The sequence below is a fragment of the Luteimonas chenhongjianii genome, assembly GCF_002327105.1.
Lineage (GTDB): Bacteria > Pseudomonadota > Gammaproteobacteria > Xanthomonadales > Xanthomonadaceae > Luteimonas > Luteimonas chenhongjianii.
Map to the genome: position 1 here is coordinate 2,079,908 of NZ_CP023406.1, position 26,038 is coordinate 2,105,945.

General features: G+C 68.8%; 21 protein-coding genes and 2 pseudogenes. 3 read left to right on the forward strand and 20 right to left on the reverse strand.

All coding sequences use genetic code 11. The features are described from left to right. Nucleotides 1-8: 8 nt before the first annotated feature. On the reverse strand, nucleotides 9-2,765 hold the full coding sequence (gene acnA, locus CNR27_RS09500; RefSeq protein ID WP_096298253.1) for an aconitate hydratase AcnA: 2,757 nt from the start codon (nucleotides 2,763-2,765) through the stop codon (nucleotides 9-11). A 434-nt stretch (nucleotides 2,766-3,199) separates the two neighbouring features. Between acnA and CNR27_RS09505 the strand changes: the two genes are divergently transcribed. Genes CNR27_RS09505 through CNR27_RS09515 form a run of 3 tightly spaced genes read left to right on the forward strand, consistent with a single transcriptional unit; the run spans nucleotide 3,200 to nucleotide 6,515 of the window. Further along, the gene (locus tag CNR27_RS09505; RefSeq protein WP_096298254.1) at nucleotides 3,200-3,484 is read left to right on the forward strand and encodes an AbrB/MazE/SpoVT family DNA-binding domain-containing protein; all 285 of its coding nucleotides are present in this window, start codon (nucleotides 3,200-3,202) and stop codon (nucleotides 3,482-3,484) included. Continuing rightward, entirely contained in the window at nucleotides 3,481-3,882 is a 402-nt protein-coding gene (locus tag CNR27_RS09510; protein ID WP_096298256.1) for a type II toxin-antitoxin system VapC family toxin, read from the forward strand. Before CNR27_RS09505 ends, CNR27_RS09510 begins: the two co-directional genes overlap by 4 nt. 38 nt (nucleotides 3,883-3,920) lie before the next feature. After that, nucleotides 3,921-6,515: a bifunctional aconitate hydratase 2/2-methylisocitrate dehydratase gene (locus tag CNR27_RS09515; RefSeq protein ID WP_096298258.1), complete on the forward strand. Its 2,595-nt coding sequence runs from the start codon at nucleotides 3,921-3,923 to the stop codon at nucleotides 6,513-6,515. Nucleotides 6,516-6,923: 408 nt separating this feature from the next. Here CNR27_RS09515 and CNR27_RS09520 read toward each other — a convergent pair whose 3' ends face one another. From CNR27_RS09520 to cheY, 19 genes and pseudogenes are all read right to left on the reverse strand, one after another. Continuing rightward, nucleotides 6,924-7,979, reverse strand: coding sequence for a protein-glutamate methylesterase/protein-glutamine glutaminase (locus CNR27_RS09520; RefSeq protein ID WP_096298260.1), 1,056 nt, complete (start codon nucleotides 7,977-7,979; stop codon nucleotides 6,924-6,926). Further along, on the reverse strand, nucleotides 7,976-8,575 hold the full coding sequence (gene cheD / locus CNR27_RS09525) for a chemoreceptor glutamine deamidase CheD (RefSeq protein ID WP_096298262.1): 600 nt from the start codon (nucleotides 8,573-8,575) through the stop codon (nucleotides 7,976-7,978). Before cheD ends, CNR27_RS09520 begins: the two co-directional genes overlap by 4 nt. Next, entirely contained in the window at nucleotides 8,572-9,444 is an 873-nt protein-coding gene (locus CNR27_RS09530) for a CheR family methyltransferase (protein ID WP_096298264.1), read from the reverse strand. The genes cheD and CNR27_RS09530 overlap by 4 nt, the downstream gene beginning before the upstream one ends. A gap of 287 nt (nucleotides 9,445-9,731) precedes the next feature. Then, nucleotides 9,732-12,086 carry a methyl-accepting chemotaxis protein gene (locus CNR27_RS09535; protein WP_096298266.1) on the reverse strand — a complete coding sequence of 785 codons (2,355 nt, stop codon included), beginning with the start codon at nucleotides 12,084-12,086 and terminating at the stop codon, nucleotides 9,732-9,734. Nucleotides 12,087-12,152: 66 nt separating this feature from the next. Beyond that, on the reverse strand, nucleotides 12,153-12,533 hold the full coding sequence (locus CNR27_RS09540) for a hypothetical protein (protein WP_096298268.1): 381 nt from the start codon (nucleotides 12,531-12,533) through the stop codon (nucleotides 12,153-12,155). Between the two features lie 97 nt (nucleotides 12,534-12,630). Beyond that, nucleotides 12,631-13,107: a chemotaxis protein CheW gene (locus CNR27_RS09545; protein WP_096298270.1), complete on the reverse strand. Its 477-nt coding sequence runs from the start codon at nucleotides 13,105-13,107 to the stop codon at nucleotides 12,631-12,633. A gap of 89 nt (nucleotides 13,108-13,196) precedes the next feature. Beyond that, on the reverse strand, nucleotides 13,197-13,970 hold the full coding sequence (locus CNR27_RS09550; protein ID WP_096298272.1) for a flagellar brake protein: 774 nt from the start codon (nucleotides 13,968-13,970) through the stop codon (nucleotides 13,197-13,199). 75 nt (nucleotides 13,971-14,045) lie between these two features. Then, nucleotides 14,046-16,205 (reverse strand): methyl-accepting chemotaxis protein, encoded by a 2,160-nt coding sequence (locus tag CNR27_RS09555; RefSeq protein ID WP_096298274.1) that lies wholly within the window; start codon nucleotides 16,203-16,205, stop codon nucleotides 14,046-14,048. Between the two features lie 682 nt (nucleotides 16,206-16,887). Beyond that, nucleotides 16,888-18,111 (reverse strand): annotated as a pseudogene (locus CNR27_RS15920) (chemotaxis protein CheA); the annotation flags it as partial. A 71-nt stretch (nucleotides 18,112-18,182) separates the two neighbouring features. Continuing rightward, nucleotides 18,183-18,882, reverse strand: a pseudogene (locus CNR27_RS15925) (Hpt domain-containing protein); the annotation flags it as partial. A gap of 44 nt (nucleotides 18,883-18,926) precedes the next feature. Beyond that, on the reverse strand, nucleotides 18,927-19,292 hold the full coding sequence (locus CNR27_RS09565) for a response regulator (RefSeq protein WP_096298278.1): 366 nt from the start codon (nucleotides 19,290-19,292) through the stop codon (nucleotides 18,927-18,929). Further along, the gene (locus CNR27_RS09570; protein WP_096298280.1) at nucleotides 19,289-19,609 is read right to left on the reverse strand and encodes an STAS domain-containing protein; all 321 of its coding nucleotides are present in this window, start codon (nucleotides 19,607-19,609) and stop codon (nucleotides 19,289-19,291) included. Before CNR27_RS09570 ends, CNR27_RS09565 begins: the two co-directional genes overlap by 4 nt. Nucleotides 19,610-19,693: 84 nt before the next feature. Next, nucleotides 19,694-20,470 (reverse strand): chemotaxis protein CheW, encoded by a 777-nt coding sequence (locus CNR27_RS09575; RefSeq protein WP_096298282.1) that lies wholly within the window; start codon nucleotides 20,468-20,470, stop codon nucleotides 19,694-19,696. Further along, nucleotides 20,467-21,246, reverse strand: a complete 780-nt coding sequence (locus CNR27_RS09580) for a ParA family protein (RefSeq protein ID WP_096298284.1) — start codon at nucleotides 21,244-21,246, stop codon at nucleotides 20,467-20,469. The genes CNR27_RS09575 and CNR27_RS09580 overlap by 4 nt, the downstream gene beginning before the upstream one ends. Then, nucleotides 21,246-22,226 (reverse strand): flagellar motor protein MotD, encoded by a 981-nt coding sequence (gene motD, locus CNR27_RS09585; RefSeq protein WP_096298286.1) that lies wholly within the window; start codon nucleotides 22,224-22,226, stop codon nucleotides 21,246-21,248. Before motD ends, CNR27_RS09580 begins: the two co-directional genes overlap by 1 nt. Before the next feature lie 12 nt (nucleotides 22,227-22,238). Next, on the reverse strand, nucleotides 22,239-22,979 hold the full coding sequence (locus tag CNR27_RS09590) for a flagellar motor protein (protein WP_096298288.1): 741 nt from the start codon (nucleotides 22,977-22,979) through the stop codon (nucleotides 22,239-22,241). A 62-nt stretch (nucleotides 22,980-23,041) separates the two neighbouring features. Further along, on the reverse strand, nucleotides 23,042-25,018 hold the full coding sequence (locus CNR27_RS09595) for a chemotaxis protein CheA (RefSeq protein WP_096298290.1): 1,977 nt from the start codon (nucleotides 25,016-25,018) through the stop codon (nucleotides 23,042-23,044). Between the two features lie 3 nt (nucleotides 25,019-25,021). Then, the gene (locus tag CNR27_RS09600; RefSeq protein WP_096298292.1) at nucleotides 25,022-25,627 is read right to left on the reverse strand and encodes a protein phosphatase CheZ; all 606 of its coding nucleotides are present in this window, start codon (nucleotides 25,625-25,627) and stop codon (nucleotides 25,022-25,024) included. Next, entirely contained in the window at nucleotides 25,624-26,016 is a 393-nt protein-coding gene (cheY, locus tag CNR27_RS09605; protein ID WP_179948165.1) for a chemotaxis response regulator CheY, read from the reverse strand. Before cheY ends, CNR27_RS09600 begins: the two co-directional genes overlap by 4 nt. Nucleotides 26,017-26,038 lie beyond the last annotated feature (22 nt).

A 26,038-nucleotide genomic window follows, 5' to 3' on the forward strand; every position in this document is an offset into this window, starting at 1 on the left:
GGCCTTGCCTACTTCTTCGCCGCCAGCTGCCGCAGCACGTAATGCAACAGGCCGCCATGCCGGAAGTATTCGACCTCCTTGGGCGTCAGCAGCAGCACGTCGACCTCGAAGCGGATCTCGGTGCCGTCGGCCCTGGTGGCGACGATCTGCGCACGCCGGGCGTTGCCGTTGTCGAGACCGGTGATGTCGATCGTCTCCGAGCCGTCGAGGCCGAGACTCTGTGCATTCTGGCCTTCGCGGAAGCGGCAGGGCAGCACGCCCATGCCCACCAGGTTCGAACGGTGGATGCGTTCGAAGCTCTCGGCGATGACCGCCTTGATGCCGAGCAGGTTGGTGCCCTTGGCCGCCCAGTCGCGCGAGGAGCCGGTGCCGTATTCCTTGCCCGCGAACACCACCAGCGGCACGCCGTCGGCCTTGTACCTCATCGCGGCGTCGTAGATGGGCATTTTCTGCGGTTCGGCGCCGGCGCCGAAGTACAGCGTGTTGCCGCCTTCCTCGCCGCCGAAGAACAGGTTCTTGATGCGGATGTTGGCGAACGTACCGCGCACCATGACATCGTCGTTGCCGCGGCGTGAGCCGTAGCTGTTGAAATCCGCCGGCTGCACGCCGCGTTCCTGCAGGAAGCGTCCCGCGGGCGAATCCTGCTTGATGTTTCCCGCCGGCGAGATGTGATCGGTAGTGATCGAATCCCCGAAGAGCCCCATCACGCGCGCGCCGTGGATGTCGTCGATGGTGCCGACCTCCATGGTCATGCCATCGAAGTAGGGCGGGTTCTTGATGTAGGTCGAGGCGGCATCCCACTCGTAGAGCTCGCCGTCGGGCGAATCGACCGCGTTCCAGCGGGCATCGCCCTTGAACACGTCGGCATAGTTCTTGGCGAACATCTCCGGACCGATCGTCCTGGCGATGAAGTCGCCGATTTCCGTGTTCGAAGGCCAGATGTCGCGCAGATACACCGGTTTGCCGTCCGGGTCCTTGCCCAGCGGATCGTGGGTCAGATCGATGTCGACGGTGCCGGCAATGGCGTAGGCCACGACCAGCGGCGGCGAGGCGAGATAGTTCATCTTCACCTCGCCGTGGATCCGGCCCTCGAAATTGCGGTTGCCCGAGAGCACCGACGCCACTGCGAGATCGTTCTCGGCGATGCCCTTGGACACGGCTTCCGGCAAGGGGCCCGAATTGCCGATGCAGGTGGTGCAGCCGTAACCGACGACGTAGAAGCCGAGCTTCTCGAGGTCGTCCATCACCCCGGCCTTCTTGAGGTAGTCGGTGACCACCAGCGAACCCGGCCCGAGCGAGGTCTTGACCCATGGCGCGGCCTTCAGTCCCCTGGCCGCGGCATTGCGCGCCAGCAGGCCGGCGCCGAGCATTACCGCCGGGTTGGAGGTGTTGGTGCACGAGGTGATCGCAGCGATGACCACCGAGCCGTCGGTGAGCTCGTGCTCGGCTTCTTCGAGCGTGATGGTGGAGACCGGCCGGGCGGCCAGGCGCTCGGCCTGCGGCTGGCCGCCGCCTTCCTTCACGAAGCGGTCGATCTGCGGATCGCGGGCGGCGTCGCGGCGTGCAACCAGCGCACCGACGTTGTCACGGAAGTTCCGCTGCATGTTTTCCAGCAGCACCCGGTCCTGCGGCCGCTTCGGGCCGGCCAGCGAGGGGCGCACCTCACCCATGTCGAGTTCCAGCACGCTGCTGTACTCCGCTTCGGGCATGCCGGGCTCGTGCCAAAGCTGTTGCGCCCTGGCGTAGGCCTCGACGAGCGCGATCTGCTCTTCGCTGCGGCCTGACAGGCGCAGGTAATTCAGCGATTCCTGGTCGATCGGGAAGATGCCGCATGTCGCGCCGTATTCGGGCGCCATGTTGCCGATCGTCGCGCGGTCGGCCAGCGGCAGGTGCTGCAGACCTTCGCCGAAGAACTCGACGAACTTGCCGACCACGCCATGCTTGCGCAGCATCTCGGTGACGGTCAGCACCAGATCGGTGGCAGTCGCGCCTTCGGGCAGGCGGCCCGTGAGCTTGAAGCCCACCACCTGCGGGATCAGCATCGACGAGGGCTGGCCGAGCATCGCGGCCTCGGCCTCGATGCCGCCTACGCCCCAGCCCAGCACGCCGATGCCGTTGATCATCGTGGTGTGCGAGTCGGTCCCGAACACGGTGTCGGGATAGGCCCAGGTGCTGCCGTCCTCGCGCTCGGCGGTCATCACCACACGGGCGAGGTGCTCGAGGTTCACCTGGTGGACGATGCCGGTATTGGGCGGGACGACCTTGAAGTTGTCGAAGGCCTTCTGCCCCCAGCGCAGGAAACCGTAACGCTCCATGTTCCGCTGGAACTCGATCTTGCCGTTGAGGTCGAGCGCATCGGGACGGCCGAACACGTCGACCTGGACCGAATGGTCGATCACCAGCTCCGACGGGATCAGCGGGTTGATCTGCTCCGGGCGCCCGCCAAGGCGCACGACCGCATCGCGCATCGCGGCGAGGTCCACCACGCAGGGCACACCGGTGAAGTCCTGCAGCACCACGCGCGCGGGCATGAACGCGATCTCGGTGTTGGAGTCGTGGCTCGGGTCCCACTTCGCCACGGCTTCGATGTGCTGCGCGGTGACGGTCTCGCCGTCCTCGTGGCGGAGCAGGTTCTCGAGCAGGATCTTCATCGAGTAGGGCAGGCGGGTGATGTCGAACCGCTTGCCCAGCGCAGGGAGGCTGGCATAGGCGTAACGACGGCCGCCGACATCGAGGTCGGCACGCGTGGTGAAGGAATCGGTCATGCGGAAGCTCCTGTCGCGGGTTGCTGGCGGTGATCGGATCGGCCGGTGTCTGGCATGCGTGGTGCGCCGAAAATCCATTGATCTGGCGCGACGCCCGGTCGATGCGGGTTACCGCGTCGAGGCGGTCAGTGTAGGCAGATTGATGTGGCGGTCAGGTCATCACGCGCGTGGCGGCACGGCAACAGTGCATTGCGCACGCGCCAGTCGATCTGCGCCTGCTCACGCGCGGAGGCATCGTCTGGCCTTCGTGCATGCCACCCGCGGCGCTGCGCGCCCCCTGGACGAAAGGCAGGTGGCGCGGTCGGCGCGCGGTAGTCTGCGCGCGCTTCCCGCTCGCACGCGCGATCGCCCAGGCGCGGCGAGCGGGCGGCGGCGCGCTGGAGTATGCGTGTTCAGGTATGTATAATTCGCGCATACCTTGAAGGAGAGGCCTGATGGAGGCGACCGTTGCCGAGCGCGGCCAGATCACACTGCCCAAGGCGGTGCGCGATGCGCTGGGATTGAGCAAGGGGACGATCCTCAAGGTCGAACTGGAAGGCAGCCGCATCGTGTTGCGCAAGAGTGTCGATGACGCCGTCTCGCGTGCCCGGGGCCGGTTCCGGCTCGAAGGCTTTCACGACACCGACGCCGCAATGCGCGCCGTGCGGGGCCAGGCCGGCGACGAAGCTGGCGCAGAGGCAGAGGCAGAGGCCGCCGCCGACGGCAGCGTCGCGGGGTGATCGCCGTCGATGCGCCCGTGCTGGTGGATCTGCTGACAGACGGGCCGCAGGCCGATGCCGCGGAAGCCTGCCTGCGCCAGTACCTGAGCGCTGGCCCGGTCGTGGTCTGCGACGTCGCACTGGCCGAGATCTGCGGCGCGCTGCACGACGGCGCCGAGACCATGGCCGTGCTCGAGGACATGGGCGTGCGCTTTTCGGCGATCGAAGCCAAGGCCGCCTTGCGTGCGGGCGAGATGCAGCGCCGCTCCTGGCAACGCGGCGAGCGCATCGGCCGCCCCTCGCGCGATTTCCTGGTCGGCGCGCATGCACTGCTGCAATGCAATGGCCTGATCACCCGCGACGACGCGTTTTTCCGCACTTATTTCAAGGGTCTCAAGCTGATCGTACCGTCGGCATGAGACCGGTTATCCCGGTACCGCACGAATCTGGAGTTGTCATGTTGGAAGCCTATCGCCACCACGTTGCCGAGCGCGCCGCGCTGGGAATCCCGCCGCTGCCGCTCGATGCGCAGCAGACCGCCGACGTCATCGAACTGCTGAAGAATCCGCCGGCTGGTGAGGAAGCGTTCCTGCTGGACCTGCTGACCCACCGCGTGCCGGCCGGCGTCGACGACGCCGCCAAGGTCAAGGCCTCGTATCTCGCCGCGGTCGCATTCGGCACCGAACGCAGTGCGCTGATTTCCCGCGCGCGCGCCACCGAACTGCTGGGCACGATGCTCGGCGGCTACAACGTGCAGCCGCTGGTCGATCTGCTCGATGACGCCGAGGTCGGCGCGATCGCCGCCGAAGGTCTCAAGCACACACTGCTCGTGTTCGACGCGTTCCACGACGTCGAAGAGAAGGCTAAGGCCGGCAACGCCAATGCGAAGGCGGTCATGCAGAGCTGGGCCGACGCAGAATGGTTCACCAGCAAGCCGGAAGTGCCGCAGTCGATGACGTTGACGGTGTTCAAGGTGCCGGGCGAGACCAACACCGACGACCTGTCGCCGGCGCCCGACGCGACAACGCGCCCGGACATTCCGATGCACGCGCTGGCGATGCTGAAGAACCGTCGCGAAGGCGCGGCGTTCGTTCCGGAGGAAGACGGCAAGCGCGGCCCGATCCAGGCCATTCTCGATCTCAAGAAGAAGGGCCATCTGGTCGCCTACGTCGGCGACGTGGTCGGTACCGGGTCGAGCCGCAAGTCGGCGACCAACAGCGTGCTGTGGTGGACCGGCGAGGACATTCCCTACATCCCGAACAAGCGCTTCGGCGGCGTGTGCCTGGGTTCGAAGATCGCGCCGATCTTCTACAACACGATGGAGGATGCCGGCGCGCTGCCGATCGAGCTCGACGTGTCGCAGATGGAGCAGGGCGATGTGATCGAGCTGCGTCCATATGAGGGCAAGGCGCTCAAGGACGGCAACGTCATCGCCGAATTCCAGGTCAAGTCCGAGGTGCTGTTCGACGAAGTGCGCGCCGGCGGCCGCATTCCGCTGATCGTCGGTCGTGGGCTCACCGCCAAGGCGCGCGAGTCGCTGGGCCTGCCGGTGACCGACCTGTTCCGCCTGCCGCAGCAGCCCGCCGATACCGGCAAGGGCTTCACCCTGGCGCAGAAGATGGTCGGCCGTGCGATCGGCCTGCCGGAAGGCCAGGGCGTGCGCCCGGGCACCTATTGCGAGCCGCGGATGACCTCGGTCGGTTCGCAGGACACCACCGGTCCGATGACCCGCGACGAGCTCAAGGATCTCGCGTGCCTGGGCTTCAGCGCCGACCTGGTGATGCAGTCGTTCTGCCACACCGCGGCGTATCCGAAGCCGGTGGACGTCAAGACCCATCACACCCTGCCGGAGTTCATCTCCACCCGTGGCGGCATCTCGCTGCGTCCGGGCGACGGCGTGATCCACAGCTGGCTCAACCGCATGCTGCTGCCCGACACGGTCGGCACCGGCGGCGACTCGCACACACGCTTCCCGGTCGGCATTTCGTTCCCGGCGGGCTCGGGCCTGGTCGCCTTCGCGGCCGCCACCGGCGTGATGCCGCTGGACATGCCCGAATCGGTGCTGGTGCGCTTCAAGGGCAAGATGCAGCCCGGTGTCACCCTGCGTGACCTGGTCAACGCGATTCCGCTGTACGCGATCAAGGCCGGTCTGCTGACGGTGGCCAAGCAGGGCAAGAAGAACATCTTCTCCGGCCGCATCCTCGAGATCGAAGGTCTGCCGGATCTGAAGGTCGAACAGGCGTTCGAACTGTCCGATGCGTCGGCCGAGCGTTCCGCCGCCGGCTGCACCGTGCACCTCGACAAGGCACCGATCATCGAATACATCACCAGCAACATCACGCTGCTGAAGTGGATGATCGCCGAAGGGTATGCGGACCCGCGTTCGCTGGCCCGCCGGATCGAGAAGATGGAAGCCTGGCTCGCCGATCCGCAGCTGCTCAAGGGCGATGCGGATGCCGAGTACGCGGCTGTCATCGAGATCGACCTGGCCGACGTGCATGAGCCGATCGTCGCGTGCCCGAACGATCCGGATGACGTCAAGACGCTGTCGGAAGTCGCCGGCGCCGCGATCGACGAAGTGTTCATCGGTTCGTGCATGACCAACATTGGCCACTTCCGCGCGGCGTCGAAGCTGCTGGAAGGCAAGCGCGACATCCCGACCAAGCTGTGGGTCGCGCCGCCGACCAAGATGGACGCCGCCGAGCTGACCAAGGAAGGCCATTACGGCACCTTCGGCACCGCCGGCGCGCGCATGGAGATGCCGGGCTGCTCGTTGTGCATGGGCAACCAGGCGCAGGTCAAGGAAGGCGCGACGGTGTTCTCGACCTCGACGCGCAACTTCCCCAACCGTCTGGGGCGCAACTCGAACGTCTACCTGGGCTCGGCGGAACTGGCGGCGATCTGTTCGCGCCTGGGCCGCATTCCGACCAAGGCCGAGTACATGGCCGCCGTCGGCGTGCTGGATGCGTCGGCGGACGAGATCTACCGCTACATGAACTTCGACCAGATCGCCGAGTACGTGGACGCCGGCGAAGAGAAGACTGCGGCCTGAGGGCGCGCCGGCTCGCGGCTGCGGGGCTCTACAGGGCCCCGCACGCGTGCCGGCATGTTGGACCGACCAGCAGGCATCCGGCGCGAGCCGGGTGCCTTTTTGTTTGCGGCAGGGCGCTGCGGGCAGCCGCCGCACCAGGGCGGCGGCCATCGGCCTGGTCCATCGCGGCGGCACGCAATGCGGCCTGACGGCCTCGCCGCGGCGGGATCATGCCGGGGGAAGCGCCGCGTGCGTTCCCGCATGTCGAGGCTTGGCCGCCGGCAGCGTCCGCCGTGACGCTTCGCATCGGCGTCGGCATCGCCGCTGTACCCGGGCATCCGTCCGGCCGATGACACCGACTCCGCTGGCGACGGTCCTGCGCGCACGGGTGGCGTCGGCGGCGGATCCGCGTGCGGCCTCGCGCCGGAATCAGACCTGGGCGAGAGCCAGCAGGCGCGCCGCGATGGCTTCCAGCGGGACGATCTCCTGCGCCGCGCCGAGTCTCACTGCCGCGCCCGGCATGCCCCAGACCACGCTGGTGGCCTCGTCCTGGACCAGCGTGGCCGCGCCGGCCTGGCGCAGGTCGAGCAGCCCGCGCGCGCCATCGTCGCCCATGCCGGTGAGGATGGCCGCCACCGCGTTCGCCCCCGCGCTCTGCGCCACCGAGCGGAACAGCACATCCACCGCAGGCCGGTGCCGGTTGACCGGCGGGCCGGGATCGAGCCTGCAGCGCCAGCGGGCGCCATCGCCGATCACGCGCAGGTGGTGGTCGCCGGGCGGCAGATAGGCGTGGCCGGGCAGGATCATCTCTCCGTCGCGGGCTTCACGCACGAGCATCGGCGAATGGCGATCGAGCCGCTCGGCGAACGAACGGCTGAAGCTGCCGGGAATGTGCTGGGTCAACACGACCGCGGGTGCGTCGGGCGGCATGCGTTCCAGCACGACCCGCAGGGCTTCGGTGCCGCCAGCCGAGGCACCGATCGCGATCAGCCGGTCGGTGGTGCGGAACCGGGTAGCCATCGGCGCACGGACCGGCGTATCCAGGCGCAGCAGCGGCTGCGCGGTCGTCGTCGGCGGACGGACGCGTGCGCCCGCCGCCGCCTTGACCTTCGCGCAGATCTCCTCGGCGTACTCGGACAGGCCCTGCGCCAGTCCGGCCCGGGGTTTGCTGACGAAATCGACCGCGCCCAGGGCCACCGCCTGCAGCGTGACGTCGGCACCGCGTTCGGTCAGCGACGACACCATGACCACCGGCATCGGCCGCAGGCGCATCAGGTTCTCGAGGAACGCCAGCCCGTCCATGCGCGGCATTTCGACGTCGAGCGTCAGCACGTCTGGGTTGAGACGTTTGATCTTCTCGCGGGCGAGCAGCGGATCGGCCGCACTGCCGACGACCTCGATGTCCGGGTCCTGCCCCAGCAGCTCGGTCAGCAGCTGGCGCACGACTGCGGAGTCGTCGACGATGAGGACGCGACAGGGCTTCATTCGAACAGTTCCACGCCGCCGCTGACCGGCGTGCGGGACAGGCTGGCGCGCACTGCGGTTTCGGCGGCCACCACTTCGGCCTCGTGCGCGTGTGGCAGGCGGTTGACCATCACCCGGCCGGTGTCCGGGAAGAACCACACCTTGCGCGGGTGGATGCCGCGCAGGTCCTCGGCCACGACCGGGATCTGTTCCGCGGCCAGGTAAGCGAGGACGAACTCGGCGTTGCGGGTGCCGACCGGATTGGACGTGAACCCCTTGAGCACGTTGGCACCGCCGAACACCTTGGCCTCCAGCCGGCGGCGGTTCGCGCCCCGCTTGAGCAGTTCGTTGATCAGCATTTCCATCGCGTAGCTGCCGTAGCGCGCCGGCGCGCCGTCACCGACGTTGCCTTCCGGCAGCATGAAGTGGTTCATGCCGCCGATCTGCAGCAGCGGGTCGCGCACGCAGGCGGCGATGCACGAGCCGAGCACGGTGACCAGCGCCGTGCCGTCATCGACCACCAGGTACTGGGAGGGCAGCAGCTTGGCCGCCGGCACCTTGAAGCGGGCGTCCCGGTAGCGCAGGACGTCGTCGTCGCGCAGTGCGGTACGGCTCACGCGGCCTCCGCGCCGAAGTTGCGGCGGTAGAGCGTTCGCCCGCAGGGCCGGATGAGATCCGCGGCGTGCAGGTAGTTTTCCGAATGCCCGGTGTAGAGCAGGCTGCCGGCATCCATGTGCGTGACCAGGCGCGAGAGGATTCCGCGCTGGGTGGGCTTGTCGAAATAGATCATCACGTTGCGGCAAAACACGGCCGAGTAGGGCCCGCCGATGTCGTAGCGCGGCGCCAGGAGGTTCAGGGGTCGGAAATCGATCATCGCCTGCAGCGCCGGATGCACGCGGCAGTGGCCTTCGTTGGGACCGGTGCCGCGCTGGAAGAAGCGACGTCGGCGCTGGGGATCGAGGCTGGCGACGCGTTCCACCGGATAGACGCCGCGTTGGGCGGTGGCCAGCACCTGGGTGTCGATGTCGGTGGCGAGGATGCGCACCGGCGGGGTCATGGTGCCGAACGCCTCGCAGGCGGTGATCGCGATCGAGTACGGCTCCTCGCCGGTGGACGCGGCGCAGGACCACAGCGCAAGCGGCGCGCGCGGCGAGGCACCGGACTGGACCAGTTGCGCGTGGAGGTGTTCGAAATGATGCGGCTCGCGGAAGAACGCGGTGAGGTTGGTGGTCAGGGCGTTGGTGAACGCCTGCCACTCGGCGCCGTCGCCGTCGCCCTCGAGCAGGTCGAGGTAGGTGGTGAACTCGGTCAGCCCGAGCGCACGCAGCCGACGCGAGAGGCGGCCGTAGACCATGTCGCGCTTGCTGTCGACCAGGGCGATGCCGGCGCGCTCGCGGATGAGTTGGCAGACCCGGCGGAAATCACGTTCGGAGAAAAGGAAATCGCGGTTGCCGACCGGCGAGTGGGGCAGGGATGTCGCGGCCATGGACCGGTCCTCGAACGGGGATCGTGGGGGTTATCGACCCCGGCGGCCGGAAATTGACTGCCGTTGGGTAGGAAGGTCGTTGCAGGCCCGAATTAGCGGGTTGCGTGCGCGGGTCTTCCGGCACCCGGCACCCGGGCAGACGTACCTGTGCGTACTCGCCGCGGAATCGGAATCGCGGCAGCCCTGAGCCAGCAACTGCAGTTCGCGGCATCGAGCGTGGTGTCGTAGCGGGTGGAACGACGACGCCCCGGCGGACCGGGGCGTCGGGATGCGGCATGGCGGCGGAATCAGAACTCGGCCCAGTCCGCCTCCATTGCCGGCGCGCTTTTCGCGCGCGCAGTCCGCGCGGCGGGCGCCGGACGGCGTGCTGCCGGGGCGGCTGATGCCGCCGGCTTGCGCGAGGCGGACGGTGCCGCGATGGAGGGCTCGCCATCGAGACGGAACACCGAGACCGTCTGCGCCAGGCTCGAGGCCTGTTCTTCCATCGCCCGCGCGGCAGCCGAGGCTTCTTCCACCAGCGCGGCGTTCTGCTGGGTGGTCTCGTCCATCTGGGTGATGGTCTGGTTGACCTGTTCGATGCCCGATGCCTGCTCCTGCGAGGCGGCGGCGATCTCGGCCATGATGTCGGTCACGCGCTGCACCGACGACACGATCTCGCCCATGGTCTTGCCGGCCTGGCCGGCAAGCGCCGCGCCCTCGGACACCTTGCCGGTGGAGTCGTCGATCAGACCCTTGATCTCCTTGGCCGCGGCCGCGCTGCGCTGCGCCAGCGTGCGTACTTCCGATGCGACCACCGCGAAGCCGCGGCCCTGTTCGCCGGCGCGCGCCGCTTCGACCGCGGCGTTGAGGGCGAGGATGTTGGTCTGGAACGCGATGCCGTCGATGACCGAGATGATGTCGGCGATCTTGCGCGAGGACTTCTCGATGTCGGCCATGGTGGTGACGACCTGGCCGACGACATCGCCGCCCTGCGAGGCGACCGAGGCCGCGCCGATCGCCAGCTGGTTGGCCTGGCGGGCGTGGTCGGCGTTCTGGCGCACGGTGGAGGTGAGTTCCTCCATCGAGGCCGCGGTTTCCTCGAGGTTGGCGGCCTGCTGCTCGGTGCGACGCGACAGATCGTTGTTGCCCGAGGCGATCTCCGACGACGCGGTGCCGATGGCGCCCGACGCTTCCTGGATACGGCTGACGATGCCGGTGAGCTGGGCGACGGTGGCATTGGCGTCGTCGCGCATCTGGGCGAACACGCCCTGGAACTCGCCGTCCATCCGTACCGTGAGGTCACCATCAGCCAGGGCGGTCAGCACGCTCGACACCTGATCGAGGCTCGATGCATTGGCATCGAGCAGGGTGTTGAGCTGGCCGGCCAGCTGCAGGTAGAAACCCTGCTTGCCGTCGAGGCCGATGCGGTGCGAGAGGTCGCCGGCCGCGGCGGACTGGATCACGCGCGCCAGCTCGACTTCGACCTGGACCTGGGGGGTGCGGTCACGCCACTCGACGACATACCCCAGCAGGTGGCCGGCCGCGTCATCGACGCGGGCGACGGTCTGGCTGAAGTGGGCCTGGCCCATGGTGATTTCGCTGACGTGCACACCCTGCAGGCGCTCCAGCATGCCGGCGACGCGTTCGGGATCCTTGTGGAAGCCGTCGATGCTGGCGCCGACCATGCAGTCGATCTCGAAGTCCGGCAGGTCGGCGCGGATCTCCTCGTCGTACTGGCGCAGCAGCTCGGTGACCGCGCTGTTGGCGTAGATGATGGTGCGCGCAGGATCCGCGATCATCACGCTGGTGCCGGAGCTGTCGAGCGCGGTGCGGATGCGCAGGTTCTCGCCGGCGATCGCCTGTTCGCGTTCGAGGCGTTCGCTCAGGTCGCGCTGCATGCGCTGCATCGCCTTGAGCAGGTCGCCGATTTCGTCGCCGCGGGCGGTGTCGATATGGCTGTCGAGCTTGCCGCTGGCCACGTCGTTGCTGACGGTCACCGCCCTGCGCATGGCGGAGGTCAGGCCGCGTGCCAGCAGCCAGGCGACCACGAGGCCGGCGGTGATGCCGGCCACCAGCAGGATCATCAGCATCGCGCTGGACGCGGAGTACGCGCTTGCCGCGGCGCTGCGGGCTGCGGCGGCGTCGCGGTTCGCGGCCTCGGCCAGCGCCGCCAGCGCGGCGCTGGTGGCGTCGTGCAGCTCACCGGTCTCGCCGATGAAGGTATCGGTGGCGTCGTCGGGCAGGTCGAGGTCGAGCATCTCGTTGACCGATGCATAGGACGCCTTGGCGCTTTCCCATGCGGCCACCAGCTCGGCAAGATCCTGCTGCTGCGCGGGCGTGGTCGTGTACTGCCGGTAGGTCTCGAAGTTCTCCTGGATCTGCGCATCGATCTCGGCCGTGCGCTCGCGCGCCTGCTGCTTGGCCGCGTCGCTCGCGCGGACCAGGCCGCGGTAGGAGGCGGTGCGGAACTCACCGAGGAGGCTGCGTGTTTCACCGACCAGGGTGACGCTCGGCAGTACCTCGTCACCGAGTTCGGTGGTGACGTTGTCGATCGAGCGCAGGCCCATGTAGGCGCCGATGCCCTGGACGAGCATGATGAGCAGGACTACGCCGAACGCCAGCATCAGCTTCGGTGCGAGTTTGAGATTCGAGAACCAGTGCATCGGGTCACTCCCTGGTACGGCACATGAAAAAGGGCCCGATGGCGTTGTACGCCGGGGCAGACCGCATTACTTGATCGTGGCGAGCTTGACGTCGGCAGGCGAGCGCACCGCGATTTCCGCGCGGCTGGCATCACGCACGATGGTTCCCAGGACGCAGACGTCGCGGCCTTCGAGCGCTTCGGGTGAGGGGTTGAACTTGCCGCGCTGGTCGTTCGGGATCCGGGCCGAGAACGTGTGGCGCGGGAAGGCGCCGCCCATGTACAGGAAGGTGGGCTGGCCTTCGGAATTCTCGGCGTAGCGGGTCTTCTCGACCTTGCCGCACACCATGCCGTTCTGGCCGACGAAGCGGGTCGCCTGCTCGGGCCGGATGGCCTCCTGGGCGAGGGCGCCGGAGGCGCAGGCGCTGAGCAGCAGCGCGATCAGTAGGCGGCGGGGCTTGTGGTTCATCGGTATCACTCCAGTCGGGGGTGCGGGGCCGGGGTCACGACCGGCTGCCTCCACGTAGCGGCGGCGGCGCGGCGGACTTTAGGCCCGAAGATGGAAATCAGGCGGCGTCGACGAGCGGCGCTTCGACCAGGTCGGCGCTGTCGAGCAGCGTTTCGATGTCGAGCAGGATCAGCATCCGTTCGTCGAGCGTGCCGATGCCGGCAATGAACTTCGTGTCGACCGCGGCCCCGAATTCGGGGGTGGCACGCACCTGCTCGTCGAGCAGCGGCACCACGTCGGACACGCTGTCGACGACGATGCCGACCACGCGGTTCTCGACGTTGAGCACGATCATCACGGTGAAGCTGTCGTAGCGGGCCTCGGCCAGGCGCAGTTTCAGGCGCAGGTCGATCACCGGCACGATGGTGCCGCGCAGGTTGATGACGCCCTTGATGTATTCGGGCGCGTCCGGCAGGCGGGTCACGGCGTCGTAACCGCGGATTTCCTGGACCTTGAGGATGTCGACGCCGTAGTGCTCGTCGCCGAGGGTGAAGGTCAGGTACTCGCCAGCGGCGCTCGGGTTGGAACTGCTCATGCGGTGCGCTCCTGCGGGTGCCGCGGATACGCGGCATGGGTGACACGCAGGAGATCGGCCGCTTTGGCCGCAACTTTAGTCCGCCCGGCTCAGCCGCCGCGCCGTTGTCGCGCGTTGCGCTGGCGCTCGACCTGGAAGATGTACTGGAGCACGCGCTGTTCGAGGGCGGCGGGCAGGTCGACGAAGCGGCAACCGACGCGCCAGTGCGCGACGCCGCGCACATCGAAACGGCCGAGGTGGGCGACCTCGAGTGCGACCGTGAACTCCGGCGCTTCGGCCAGCCGGAGCAGACAGGGGGCGATGCGCGATTGGGGCCGGAACCGGCCTTCCTGGCCGTCGGGAACCGCGATGGCCAGCCCGCCGCCGCTGATGTCGAGGACGCGCAGCCCGCCGAGGCCGGCATCAGGCGGTGCATCACCGTCGCCGACGTGAAGGGTCGCCGGCGCTGCAGGCGAGACCCGCAGCCGATAGAGCTCGCGGCGCTGCAACTGCAGCAGCGAGACGGGCCATGGCGCGCGGAAGGCGAGATATCCCTCGTAGTCGATCCGCGTCGGCGTGGGAAGCCGGAAGCGGATCGGCACCAGATCCAACTGGGTACTGCAGACCAGGCGCGTGGCGCTGTCCATGCGCCGGTTCATTGCTTCGTGGCGGTTACCGTCGAGCACCAGCGTGCCGTCGTCGTGCACCGCCAGCAGCGCCGTCGGACAGGCGTGGCCTCCGGGGACGAGGCTGGCGGTGACGATGGCCCGGGCCTCGACCAGCGCGCGCAGCACCTGCGCGACCTCACGCGGCTCGTGCAACGCGAACGGCGAGGCCTCGTCGTCGTCCTGCAGCGGCGGTTGGTGTTCGGCGACAGGCATCATCCGGGGACGCGGGTTCGTTCGTGGACGTTAACGGCCCGGGACGGCGGAAGTTGAGGGGGCGGTCGTCGCGACGGGTCAGGCGGGCGCCGCCTCGTTGCGGCGCACGCCTGCGGTGATGGTGTGCAGCAGCGCCGTTGCCGCCTCGACCTTGAACACCGCTACGGTCTGGGTCAGCGCCACTGCCTGTTCTTCCATGGCCCGCGCGGCAGCGGAGGCTTCTTCCACCAGCGCGGCGTTCTGCTGGGTGGTCTCGTCCATCTGGGTGATGGTCTGGTTGACCTGTTCGATTCCCGACGCCTGCTCCTGCGAGGCGGCGGCGATCTCGGCCATGATGTCGGTCACGCGCTGCACCGACGACACGATCTCGCCCATGGTCTTGCCGGCCTGGCCGGCAAGCGCCGCGCCCTCGGACACCTTGCCGGTGGAGTCGTCGATCAGACCCTTGATCTCCTTGGCCGCGGCCGCGCTGCGCTGCGCCAGCGTGCGTACTTCCGATGCGACCACCGCGAAGCCGCGGCCCTGTTCGCCGGCGCGCGCCGCTTCGACGGCGGCGTTGAGGGCGAGGATGTTGGTCTGGAAGGCGATGCCGTCGATGACCGAGATGATGTCGGCGATCTTGCGCGAGGACTTCTCGATGTCGGCCATGGTGGTGACGACCTGGCCGACGACATCACCGCCCTGCGAGGCGACCGAGGCCGCGCCGATCGCCAGCTGGTTGGCCTGGCGGGCGTGGTCTGCGTTCTGGCGCACGGTGGAGGTGAGTTCCTCCATCGAGGCCGCGGTTTCCTCGAGGTTGGCGGCCTGCTGCTCGGTGCGACGCGACAGATCGTTGTTGCCCGAGGCGATCTCCGACGACGCGGTGCCGATGGCGCCCGACGCTTCCTGGATACGGCTGACGATGCCGGTGAGCTGGGCGACGGTCGTATTGGCGTCGTCGCGCATCCGTGCGAACACGCCCCGGAAGTCGCCATCCATGCGGGCGGTGAGGTCGCCGCGGGCGATGGCCTGCAGCATGCGGGATACATCGGCCAGGTTCCCGTCCGCTGTCTGCATCAGTCGATTGAGGCCATCCACCATGGCGTGGAAGTCGTACTCGAAGCGGTCGGCATCGCCGCGCACGGCGAAATCGCCCTGGGCTGCGGCGGCGACCAGGCGCCGGATCTCGACGTTGATCGCGGTGAGATTGGCCTTGGCCGTGTCCATGGTCTCGGTGAGGACCGCCTTTTCGCCGGGCAGGCGGTCCATGTCCTGCGTCAGGTCCCCCACGGCGTAGCGCTGGATCACTTCGACCAGGCGCATCTTCACTGCGATGTGCGCGGCGACCAGCTGGTTGGTGCCCGCCACCATGGCGCCGTACTCGCCGGGGAACGCCCCGGCGTCCATGCGGTAACTGATCGTACCGGCCTCGTGTGCCTGGGCCATGTCGTGTTGGGCAGCGATGACCGCGCGCAGCTGGTCCTGCATCCGCTGCATGGCCGCGAGAACGTCGCCGGTCTCGTCACCGCGCCCACGCTCGATCGTCCCGCCAAGGTCTCCGCGGCTGACCCGGTTGGCGGCATCGAGTGCGTGGCGCAGCGGGCGGGTGATGCCGCGCGTCAGCAGCCAGGCGATCGCAGCGCCGGCAAGCAGCGCCACGCCAGCCGCGACGAGCATCACCAAGGCGAAGCCGTCGGCCGTCGCCATCGCGGTGGCTGCCGCCTGGCGGTTGTTGGCCTCCTGCAGTTCGATGAAGGCGTTGATACGCGCCAGCCAGGCCACGAATGCGGGCGCGGCCTCGCTCCCGAGCAGCTGCCGCGCGCCTTCCGGATCGTCCGCAAGGCGCAGTTCCCGCAAGCGGGCGACCAGCGACCGTGTCTCCGCATCGGCTGCCTGGACAGCGTCGTGCAGCACGCGCTCCTGCGGATCGGCCGAGCGACCAACCAGCGCCGCAAGCGGCTTCGCAGCTTCGACATAGGCGCCGGCCAGCGTGTCGATCGCGGCCTCGGCCGCGGCGGCGGCCTCGGGATCATCGGCCAGCACCAGGTCGCGGATCGCGATGGCGCGGTCGTGCACGCTGCCGCGCAGATCGATCGCATGGCGCTGCTTGACGGCGTTGACGTCGTTGATCACGTGCAGGCCGTCACTGATGCGCCCCACGCGCTCGATGCCCACGGCCGTCAGAACCACCATCAGTGCGATGACGCAGGAGAAGCCGACAGCCAGACGCTGTCCGATCCGCAGGTTGGCAAATTTCATCGAAGTCCATCGAATGTTGCCGGGACGCGCAGCGGCGCTGCGGAAGCGTCTGTCGGCCACGGTGGATAGCGGCGTTCGTCACCATCTCTAAAGCGGTACGGGTACGGATTTTTGAATGTGATTCATGTCGCGGATGGCAATGTGCGAATGCTGTGAAGACCGGCGTTAGCGCTGGAAAGCGGCCCGCCCCCGTATCTCCACGCCATCAACAAGGGAGCGCCGAAGCTGCTTGCGTCAATGAGGCGGCAGTCGAAACGCCGCCTTGGCGGGCCGCGCATAACAGCGGCCGGGCAACGCGTGTCGCACACCATCTTCGTACGTGATACAGGTCCGTCGACGGGCGCGACGGCTGTCGATGCAGCCGCCCACGCCTCGTCATGAAGGTGCTGCACCGGTAATCGGGCGCGCCTCTTCCAGTTGCGGTGGACGAATGCCGATCGCCTGGTTTCGCCCTCGCAAGTCGACAAGGTCGCGAGTCGCATCACGGAGATGTCCTGCGGTTGCAGCGCACGCCTGTCGGACCCTTCGAGCGTGATGCGGGCGTGGCGGGCATCGGGCTACTCATGTGGCCCTGGCAGGGGCCGGTTGCCGCGATGGCTGTACGTGACAGTCGGCGACGCGCGGATCCAGGGCGCGGCGGCGCTGGAAGGCGCGCGGCGGAGCGGCAGTCGCAGGCAAGCGATCAGGCCGCGTGCGGCACCCGCAGCGAGCGCACCAGGCCACCGACGTCGACGATCAGCGCCACGCGTCCATCGCCGAGAATCGTCGCGCCGGAAATGCCCTCCACGCGGCGGTAGTTGTTCTCGAGGTTCTTGACCACGACCTGCTGCTGTCCGAGCAGTTCGTCGACTTCCAGCGCGAGCTTCTGGCCGTCGCCTTCGACCACCACGACGAGCGCATCGTCGCGGCGCGGCTGGCCGTAGCGGTAGTGCTCGTTGAGCGAGACCAGCGGCAGGTACTCGCCGCGCACCCGCAGCACCCGTCCTTCACCGACCATGCGGCGCACGTCGGCAGCGTCGGGCTGCAGCGCTTCGATGACGTGCGACAGCGGCAGGATCAGCGTTTCCTCGCCCACCGCGACGGTCATGCCGTCGAGGATCGCGAGGGTGAGTGGCAGGCGGATCACCACGCGGGTGCCATGGCCGAGCGTGCTTTCGAGCTGTACTTCGCCGCCCAGGGCCTGGATGTTGCGGCGGACCACGTCCATGCCGACGCCGCGTCCGGAGAGATCGGTGACCGCGTCGGCGGTGGAGAATCCGGGCTGGAAGATCAGGTCCCACACCTGGGCATCGGTGGGCTTGTCGGGCACGGCCAGGCCGCGCTCGGCGGCCTTGGCGAGGATGCGTTCGCGGTCCAGACCACGCCCGTCGTCCGCAACTTCGATGACGATATGCCCGCCCTGGTGGGAGGCGGCGAGGGTGATGGTGCCGGTGCCGTCCTTGCCGGCGGCCACGCGCGCGTCGGGCAGCTCGAGGCCGTGGTCGATCGAGTTGCGTACCAGGTGCACCAGCGGATCGGCGATCTTCTCGATCAGGCCCTTGTCGAGCTCGGTGCCTTCGCCGAGCGTGCGCAGGCGCACCTGCTTGCCGAGGCGCGCGGACAGATCGCGCACCAGGCGCGGGAAACGGCGGAAGACCGCCTCGACCGGAAGCATGCGCACGCCGATCACGGCTTCCTGGAGATCGCGCGTATTGCGCTCGAGCAGGTCGAGACCTTCGAACAGGCGCTCGGCCAGGGCCGGATCAAGCTTGGCGCTGATCTGCTTGAGCATCGCCTGGGTGATGACCAGTTCGCCGACCAGGTTGATCAGCCCGTCGATCTTGTCGGTGCTCACGCGGATCGAACTTTCGGCCGCTTCAGGCGTGCCGTTGCGCTGCTCGTTCGCGGCAACGGGGCCGGCCTGGACTTGCTCGAGTTCCACGGGCATCGCCAGGTCGGGCGCGGAGGCGTCGGCCACCGCATCGGCAAGGATCGCCTCGATCTCGAGTTCGCAATCGTCCTCCACCCAGGCGAAGGCTTCGGTCACGGCGCTGCGCGGCAATGCGCCGATCAGGCCCAGATCCCAGGCGAGATAGGCCTCGAGCGGATCCATCTGCTCGAACCCGGGCAGGCGCTCGGTGCGGCAGGCGACGTCGAGCGTGCCCAGGCGGTCGAGCTCGCGGATGATGCGCAGCGGGTCGTTGCCGCTCATGAACAGCGACGGCGCCGGGGTGAAGCCGATACGCCAGCCGACGGGTTCGACCGCTGGCGCCTCGACCGCCACCAGGGCCGCGGCCGCGGGTGCGTCGTTGCCGGCAAGCACGCCGTTAAGCCGCGCCTGCACCGCCTGCGATGCCTGCGGGTCGGCGGGATGGCCGGTCTCCGCTTCGCCGAGCAGCGCGCGCAGCACGTCGACCGATGCCAGCATCGCGTCGATGCCGGCGCCGGATACGGCACGCTTGCCGGCCCGCAGTTCGTCGAGCAGGGTCTCGAGCACGTGGGTCAGCGCAGCGACCGCCTCGAAGCCGAAGGTGGCCGCGCCGCCCTTGATCGAGTGGGCGGCGCGGAAGATCGAATTGATCAGTTCCGCGTCACGGTCACCCTGTTCGAGCTGCAGCAGGCCCGCCTCCATGGCTTCGAGTCCTTCCCGGCTTTCCTCGAAGAAAGTGGCGTGAAAACGCTGCATGTCCATGCTCATGGGAACTCGGCCTGCGATCGATGTGCGTGATGGGGCAACGGCTGTCAGCCCAGGACCTTCTGGACGGTGGCGACCAGCTGCTCGGGGTTGAACGGCTTGACCAGCCACCCGGTCGCGCCCGCCGCCTTGCCTTCGGCCTTCTTGTCGGCCGCCGACTCGGTGGTCAGCATCAGCATCGGGGTGAACTTGTAATCGGGCAGGCCGCGCAGGGCGCGGATCAGCGCGATTCCGTCCATGTTCGGCATGTTGACGTCGGTGACCACTGCGCTGAAGCGCTGGCCCTGGGCGCGTCCGAGGGCGATCTGGCCATCCTCGGCCTCGTCGACGGTGAAGCCGGCCGAGGTGAGGGCGAAGGAGACCATCTGGCGCATCGAGGCCGAATCGTCCACTACAAGAATGCGTGCGCTCATGCGCCGTTCTCCACTGTGCTTGCGTCTGTTGCGTTTGAGGGGTCGGCGGCGCCGAGGCCGAGCGCTGTGCCCAGCCCGAGCAGCCGTGCCGCGTCGTGCAGCGCCTCGCTGCAACCACGCAGCTCGGTCGGATGGCCGATGCCGGCGCGGCTTGCGAAGAACGCACACAGCACCTGCAGCCCGGCGGTATGCACCCGGCGCACGTCGGCGGCGTCGAGAACGACGGCGTGCGCGGAACTCAGGAAGGGCGCGAGCCGCTCCTTCAATCCGGTGCTGGCCTCGATGCCGAGGTCATCGCCTAGGTGCACGGTGTCCATCAGGTCTCCGACTGGGAAAAGGGGGTGCGGAGTGGATAGCGGCGTCGAGTCGACGATCTTTAGAGCGCCGGCGCGCAGAAGTGCTCAGCGGGGCGGAAACAGCGGGATCGCCATCAGCTTGGCCGAGTCCAGCAGCAGCGTGACCATGCCGCCGAGGCGCGCGATGCCGCGGATGCGGTGGTCGCCGACTGGTGCCAGGCGCGAGGTATGGGTGCCTTCGATCTGCGCGTCCCCGATCAGCACAACGTCCTCGACCGCCGACACCCGCAGGCCCAGCACATCGCCGCCGTCGTCGAGCACGATGATCCGGGTCAGCGCGGTCTCCTCGACCGCGGCCGCGCCGAGCTGGAGGCCGAGATCGACCACCGGCACAACCTGGCCGCGCAGATTCATGACCCCGCCCAGGCAAGGCGCCGCGCCGCGCAGCGCCAGCAGCGGCGATGGCAGCACCACTTCGCGGATCTTCAGCAGCTCGATCGCATAGGCCTGCGCGCCGCAGCGCAGGCGCAGCCAGCGGGCGAGACGATCGGCGCTGCGCCGCTGCTGTGGAGCCGCGGGCGTGGCGTCGCGTACTTCGCCCGGCACGCGCGGCAACGGCGCGATCGCGATCCTGGCGGCAGGCGGGACCGCACTCGGCGCTGCCGGTCGCGAGGCAGGCGCAGGCGGCGCCTCCGCGACCACGCTTGGCGCAGGCGGCACAGCCGGCACGGGCGACGCCTGGGCCGCGAGGACCGGTGGCGGCGCGGTCGTGACCGCGGGCTGCGCCGCCGACACGGCCGAAGCGGCGGGCGCTGGCGCCCGCTCGACCGGCGTCGCCAGCAGCATGCCGAGGTAGTCGTCGACGACGCCGGCGGCGCTCATGCTGCCTGCTCCCCGGCCTGCTCCTCGGCCAGCAACCAGTCAAGGGCACGTGTATAGGCGGACATTGCGCGCCCCGGCACGTTGCCGCTGAAGACCTGGCCGGCGAGCACGTCGGCGTTGCTCAGCTGCGTGTCCACCGGAATCGCCTCGCTCCAGATGCGGTCGTGGTACTCCGTCTGCAGCTGGGCGAGCGTGTCGCGGCCGATGCGGGTGCGGCGGTCGTACATGGTCGGGATGATCGAGACCGGCAATGGCCGTTGGCGCGAGCGCTCGACCATCTCGCCCGTGCGCACCATGCCGGCCAGACCGTACAGCGCGAGGGGCTCGCACTGGGTGGGCACGATCAGGCGATCGGCCGCCGCCAGGGCGTTGACCATCAACAGGCCCAGCGTGGGCGGGCAGTCGAGCAGGATCGCGTCGTGGCCCCCGGCATGGCGGGTGATCGCCTGCGACAGCGCCAGGCCCAGGCCCGGTTGGGTGGCGCTGCGCCGCTCCAGCGTGGCCAGGGCGGTCTGCGCGCAGACGAAATCGAGCCCTTCCGTCGATGATGCCCGCAGCAGCGATTCAAGCGACGGCGGGGGCGAGCCGAACAGTTCGGCGACGCCTGGGGGCGGTGGATCGGTGGGCACGCCGAAGGCGCGGGTCAGCGACGCATGCGGATCGAGATCGACCAGCAGCACACGCAGGCCGCGCGCGACCATTGCGCGCCCTAGGGCGAGGGAAGTCGTGGTCTTGCCAACGCCTCCCTTCTGGTTGGCAATCGCCCAGACGCGCATCAGCTGTCTCCTTGCGGTGGGAGTTGGGGAGGGGGGGAGCGCCGCACTGCGGTCGCGGCGACGGCCTGCGGGACAGGCGCGGCGGGATAGGTGGGCGGCGCGGGTGCGGGCGCAGGCGGCGTGGCCGGCCGCGGCGCGGCGGTGTCCGGCGTCGCCAGCACCATCAGCACCACGCGCCGGTTGGCATTACGTCCGGCGTCGGTGGTGTTTTCGGCCTTGGGTCGGTACTGGCCGTAGCCGACCATGACCAGGCGCTCGGGCGCGAAGCGCTCGCTGACGAACAGGTGCACCACGCTCGCCGCGCGCGCCGCCGAGAGCTCCCAGTTGGAGGGGAACTGCGAGGTCGCGATCGGACGGTCGTCGGTATAGCCCTCGATGCGGATCGGATTGGGCAGGTCGCGCAGCACCACCGCCAGCCGGCCGAGCAGTTCGCGGGCGCCGAAGTCGAGCGTGGCCGAGCCGCTCGGGAACAGGATGTCGCTGTTGATCTCGACTTCCAGCCACAGGTCCGAGCGGCGCACGATGATCAGCTGAGCCTTGACCATCTCCGCCAGCGCGTCCTCCAGCTGCAGGGCCAGGCGGGCCAACTGCTGGCGCGATGCCTCGATCGACGCTGCGTCCGCGCCACCGTCGCCCATTCGGTCGCTGCGCATCTTGGATTCAAGCATCGGTCGGAGCGGCGAATCGAGCACTGGACTCGAGGTGGGCCCCTGGTGCGCGCCGCGTGGCACCGGGGTCGGGCGTCCAACTGCGCTTTCCGGCTTCTGATTGTCTCCGATCTGGATTGGTTCGAGTGCACTCGGTGGCGCGTTGAAAGCGCTGGCCAGCGACGCGGCCACCGCACGGTACTTGCCCTCGTTGAGCGAGGACACCGCATACATCACCACGAAGAATGCGAGCAGCAGCGTTACCAGGTCGCCATAGGGAACGGCCCAGGCTTCGTGGTTGGCGTGTTCCTCGTGCTTCCGTTTGCGGGCCATGGCGGTGCCGGATCAGTGCAGGAAGCCGGCAAGCCGAGCCTCGATGTTGCGCGGGTTCTCGCCCTGCGCGATCGCGATGAGTCCTTCGATTGCCAGCTCGCGCTCGCCGCTGCGGCGCCCGATCACGCTCTTGAGCTTGGCCGCCATCGGCAGGAAGAACATGTTGGCCGAGGCGATGCCATAGATCGTGGCGGTGAACGCGGCGGCAATGCCATGGCCGAGCTTGCTGGGGTCGGCCAGATTCTTCATCACCGCAATCAGGCCCAGCACTGCGCCGACGATGCCCAGCGTGGGCGCATAGATGCCCATGCCTTCGAACACCTTGGCCGCGGCGAGATCATGGTGTTCCTCGCCCTGCAGTTCGATCTCCAGCATGTGCCGGATCGCTTCGGGCTCGACGCCATCGACAAGCATCTGCAGGCCCTTCTTGAGGAAGGGGTCGGTCTGCGCCGCGACATGGCTTTCCAGGCCCAGCAGACCCTGCTTGCGCGAGACGTTGCTCCACTCGATCAGCTGCGCGATCAGTGCCGCACGATCGGAGACCGGTGGCCTGACCACCCAGCCGGCGATTTTGAAGGCATGTTTGAGGGTGCTGCCGGGCGTGTGCAGCATGATCGCGGCGACAGTGCCGACCATGACGATCACGAAGGCGGCGGGCGACCAGAGCGCGCCCAGCCCCGCACCCTTGAGCACACTGCCGCCGATGATCGCAATCAGGGCAAGTACGAGTCCGGCGACGCTGAAGAGGTCCATGGGATAGGTATCGGCGGAGACAGGCGAGACTTGAATGGAGGCGCCGACGGGCGGCGCCGGCTTCAGCGCAGGCGCAGCGCGTCGACGTCGAGAATCAGCGCCAGCCGCCCGTCACCGATCAGCGTGGCGCCGGCATAACCGGGCAGTCCGCGCAGCGCCCTGGGCAGCGGCTTGATCACCACCTCCTCGCGCCCACGCACTTCGTCGACGACCAGGCCGAAGCGGCTGTCGCCGCGTTGCAGGACGACGATCGTCAGCAGCGCCGCGTCCTCCACGGGCCGGCCCAGCCAGTGGCGCAGGTCCAGCAGCGAGAGCGTGTGCGAGCGGCGGTCGAGCGCGGCGCGCCCGTCGAACCAGTTCACCGTGCGCGACGGCGCGTGCAACACTTCCTGCACGCGCGCCAGCGGCAGCGCGTAGGCGTCGCCCGCGGCATGCACCAGCAGCGTCGGCAGGATCGCCAGGGTCAGCGGCACGCGCAGCGAAAAGCGGCTGCCGCGACCGAGTTCGGAGGTCACCTGGATCTGTCCGCCGAGTTCGCGGATGCGCGATTGCACCACGTCCATGCCGACGCCGCGGCCGGAAATGTCGCTGACTTCGTCGCGGGTGGAAAAACCGGCCATGAAGATCAGGTTGAGGCACTCCTCGGCGCTGAGCCGGGCGGCCGATTCGGCGTCGATCAGCCCCTTGTCGCGCGCCTTGGAGCGCAGACGCTCGGGATCGATTCCGGCGCCGTCGTCCTGGATCTCGATGCCGACATAGTCGCCCTGCTGCTGCGCGCTCAGGCGAACGCGCCCGAGTCGCGGCTTGCCGGTGGCTTCGCGCAACGCCGGCATCTCGATGCCGTGGTCGATGGCGTTGCGCACCAGATGGATCAGCGGATCGGCCAGTGCCTCGACGAGGTTGCGGTCGAGTTCGGTTTCGGCGCCGACGAGCTCCAGCTCCACCTCCTTGTCGAGCGCGCGGGCGACGTCGCGGGCGAGCTTGGGAAAGCGCGAGAACACCTTGCCGACAGGCTGCATGCGCGTACGCATGACCGCCCCCTGCAGGCGGGCGGTGGCGTTGTCGAGCGTGGTCACCGCGCGGTCGAGATCCTCGTCGCGCAGGCGCGCGCGCAGGGTCTTGAGCCGGTTGCGTGCCAGCACCAGCTCGCCGACCAGATCGACGATCACGTCCAGGCGCCTGGTGTCCACACGCACGGTCTGCTCGCGCTCGGCGGCAGGCGATGCGGCCCCGGTCGCGCCCGCCGCCGACGCGGGCGAAGCGCGTCGCGGCGGTGGCGCGGCCACGGCAGCTGCGGCGGCAGGGGCAGCAGGCGCGCCGGCGGGCCGCGTCGCTCCCGGAGGCGCGCCGCCATGCAGCTGGTCGAGCAGCGCTTCGAACTCGTCATCGCCGATCGTCCCGGCAGGCGCCGTTGGACGCCCTGGCCCGGTGCCCGACGTCGTGGCGCCTGGGGCGGCGTTGCCGTGAAGCTGGTCGAGCAGCGCCTCGAATTCGTCGTCGCCGATCGGTTCCGCGGCGCCGGCGGGGGGCGCCTGCAGTCCCGGCGCACTGGCGCCGTGCAACTGGTCGAGCAGCGCCTCGAACTCGTCGTCGGAGATCATCGCGGCCCCGGGCGCGGCGACTCCCGGGGCAGGCGGCGCAGCGCGCGTTGGCTTGGCCACCGGTGCGTCGTAGGGCGCAAAGCCGGCGATCAGCGCATCCGGCGCGCTCGGCACCGTGTCCTCATGTTCGATGGCATCGACCATCGCCTGCAGCCAGTCGAGCGACTGCTGCGCGGCGTCGAAATGACGCGGCAGCAGCGCGGCCTGGCCGGCGCGCACCATGCCCAGGGTTTCCTCCGCGGCATGGCACAGCTGCACCAGCGGCGCCGCGCCGAGGAAGCCGGCGCCGCCCTTGAGCGTGTGGAACGCCCTGAACACCGCATTGAGGCGCTCGCGATCGTCGGGCGTCTGCTCCAGGCCTACCAGCTGGCCGCCGAGATCGTCCAGCAGTTCGCGTGCCTCGAGCACGAAGTCGGCGACGATGTCGGGGGCCTGCACGGCTCAGAGTCCCAGGTTCGACAGCAGGTCGTCGGCATCGCTCTGGCCGACGGTGTTGCGGTCCAGGCCGGAAACGGCCGGGCCGTTGCCACGCGCGTCGTCGTCGCGGGGCGGCAGGCCCAGTGCACCGAATCCCTCGTGCACGCCGCGCACGATGCCGGCCACGCGACGGATGATCTGGCCGCCGAGATCCTGGTGGCTCTGCGCCAGCGCCATCTCTCGCAGGTTCTCGCGCAGCGATTCGATCGTGCCGGTCTGGGTGTCGTCGAGCGGGCCTTCCTTGAGTCGGGCTACCAGGGCGCGGCTGTCGTCGATGAGATCGAGCGTGCGATGGGTCGCCTGCTCGGTCATCTCGACCACGTGGTCGAGACGCGCGCAGGCGTCGTCGAGCCCAGGGCCGGCTTCGCCGGGCGCGGCCGGCAGGGTGTCGAGGGCCTGCGACAGCTCGCGCGCCAGCCGGCCCAGGCCGGTGACCAGCGTGCGTGCGCGGGCGTTCGCCAGCGCATTGACGTGTTCGCGCCAGCCGGCTTCGTCGTCACGCTCGAGCGCCTCGAGCGCGTCGTGCAGCAGACTTGCGAGGCGGGCGCGCTCGATGTCGGTGGTGCTCATGCAGCGGTGCCCAGGCGCTCGAAGATCTTGCCGAGCTTCTCTTCCAGCGTCTGCGCGGTGAACGGCTTGATGATGTAGCCGTTCACGCCGGTCTGCGCCGCTTCGATGATCTGCTCGCGCTTGGCCTCGGCGGTCACCATCAGCACCGGCAGGGTGCGGAACCTGGCGTCGGCGCGGATCTCGCGCAGCAGTTCGATGCCGGTCATGCCGGGCATGTTCCAGTCGGTGATCACCAGCTCCACCGCGTCCTGACGCAGCACGGCCATCGCACTGTTGCCGTCCTCCGCCTCGACGGTGTTGTTGAAGCCCAGATCGGACAGCAGGTTCTTGACGATCCGGCGCATCGTCGAGAAATCGTCGACGACCAGGATGCGGATGTTCTTGTTCAAAACGGACTCCAGTGTGAGCGTG

Coding starts and splice junctions, on each gene's coding strand:
- acnA (WP_096298253.1), bottom strand. CDS start 2,765: ATGACCGATTCCTTCACCACGCGTGCCGACCTCGATGTCGGCGGCCGT.
- CNR27_RS09505 (WP_096298254.1), top strand. CDS start 3,200: ATGGAGGCGACCGTTGCCGAGCGCGGCCAGATCACACTGCCCAAGGCG.
- CNR27_RS09515 (WP_096298258.1), top strand. CDS start 3,921: ATGTTGGAAGCCTATCGCCACCACGTTGCCGAGCGCGCCGCGCTGGGA.
- CNR27_RS09520 (WP_096298260.1), bottom strand. CDS start 7,979: ATGAAGCCCTGTCGCGTCCTCATCGTCGACGACTCCGCAGTCGTGCGC.
- CNR27_RS09530 (WP_096298264.1), bottom strand. CDS start 9,444: ATGGCCGCGACATCCCTGCCCCACTCGCCGGTCGGCAACCGCGATTTC.
- CNR27_RS09535 (WP_096298266.1), bottom strand. CDS start 12,086: ATGCACTGGTTCTCGAATCTCAAACTCGCACCGAAGCTGATGCTGGCG.
- CNR27_RS09540 (WP_096298268.1), bottom strand. CDS start 12,533: ATGAACCACAAGCCCCGCCGCCTACTGATCGCGCTGCTGCTCAGCGCC.
- CNR27_RS09545 (WP_096298270.1), bottom strand. CDS start 13,107: ATGAGCAGTTCCAACCCGAGCGCCGCTGGCGAGTACCTGACCTTCACC.
- CNR27_RS09550 (WP_096298272.1), bottom strand. CDS start 13,970: ATGATGCCTGTCGCCGAACACCAACCGCCGCTGCAGGACGACGACGAG.
- CNR27_RS09555 (WP_096298274.1), bottom strand. CDS start 16,205: ATGAAATTTGCCAACCTGCGGATCGGACAGCGTCTGGCTGTCGGCTTC.
- CNR27_RS09565 (WP_096298278.1), bottom strand. CDS start 19,292: ATGAGCGCACGCATTCTTGTAGTGGACGATTCGGCCTCGATGCGCCAG.
- CNR27_RS09570 (WP_096298280.1), bottom strand. CDS start 19,609: ATGGACACCGTGCACCTAGGCGATGACCTCGGCATCGAGGCCAGCACC.
- CNR27_RS09575 (WP_096298282.1), bottom strand. CDS start 20,470: ATGAGCGCCGCCGGCGTCGTCGACGACTACCTCGGCATGCTGCTGGCG.
- CNR27_RS09580 (WP_096298284.1), bottom strand. CDS start 21,246: ATGCGCGTCTGGGCGATTGCCAACCAGAAGGGAGGCGTTGGCAAGACC.
- motD (WP_096298286.1), bottom strand. CDS start 22,226: ATGGCCCGCAAACGGAAGCACGAGGAACACGCCAACCACGAAGCCTGG.
- CNR27_RS09590 (WP_096298288.1), bottom strand. CDS start 22,979: ATGGACCTCTTCAGCGTCGCCGGACTCGTACTTGCCCTGATTGCGATC.
- CNR27_RS09600 (WP_096298292.1), bottom strand. CDS start 25,627: ATGAGCACCACCGACATCGAGCGCGCCCGCCTCGCAAGTCTGCTGCAC.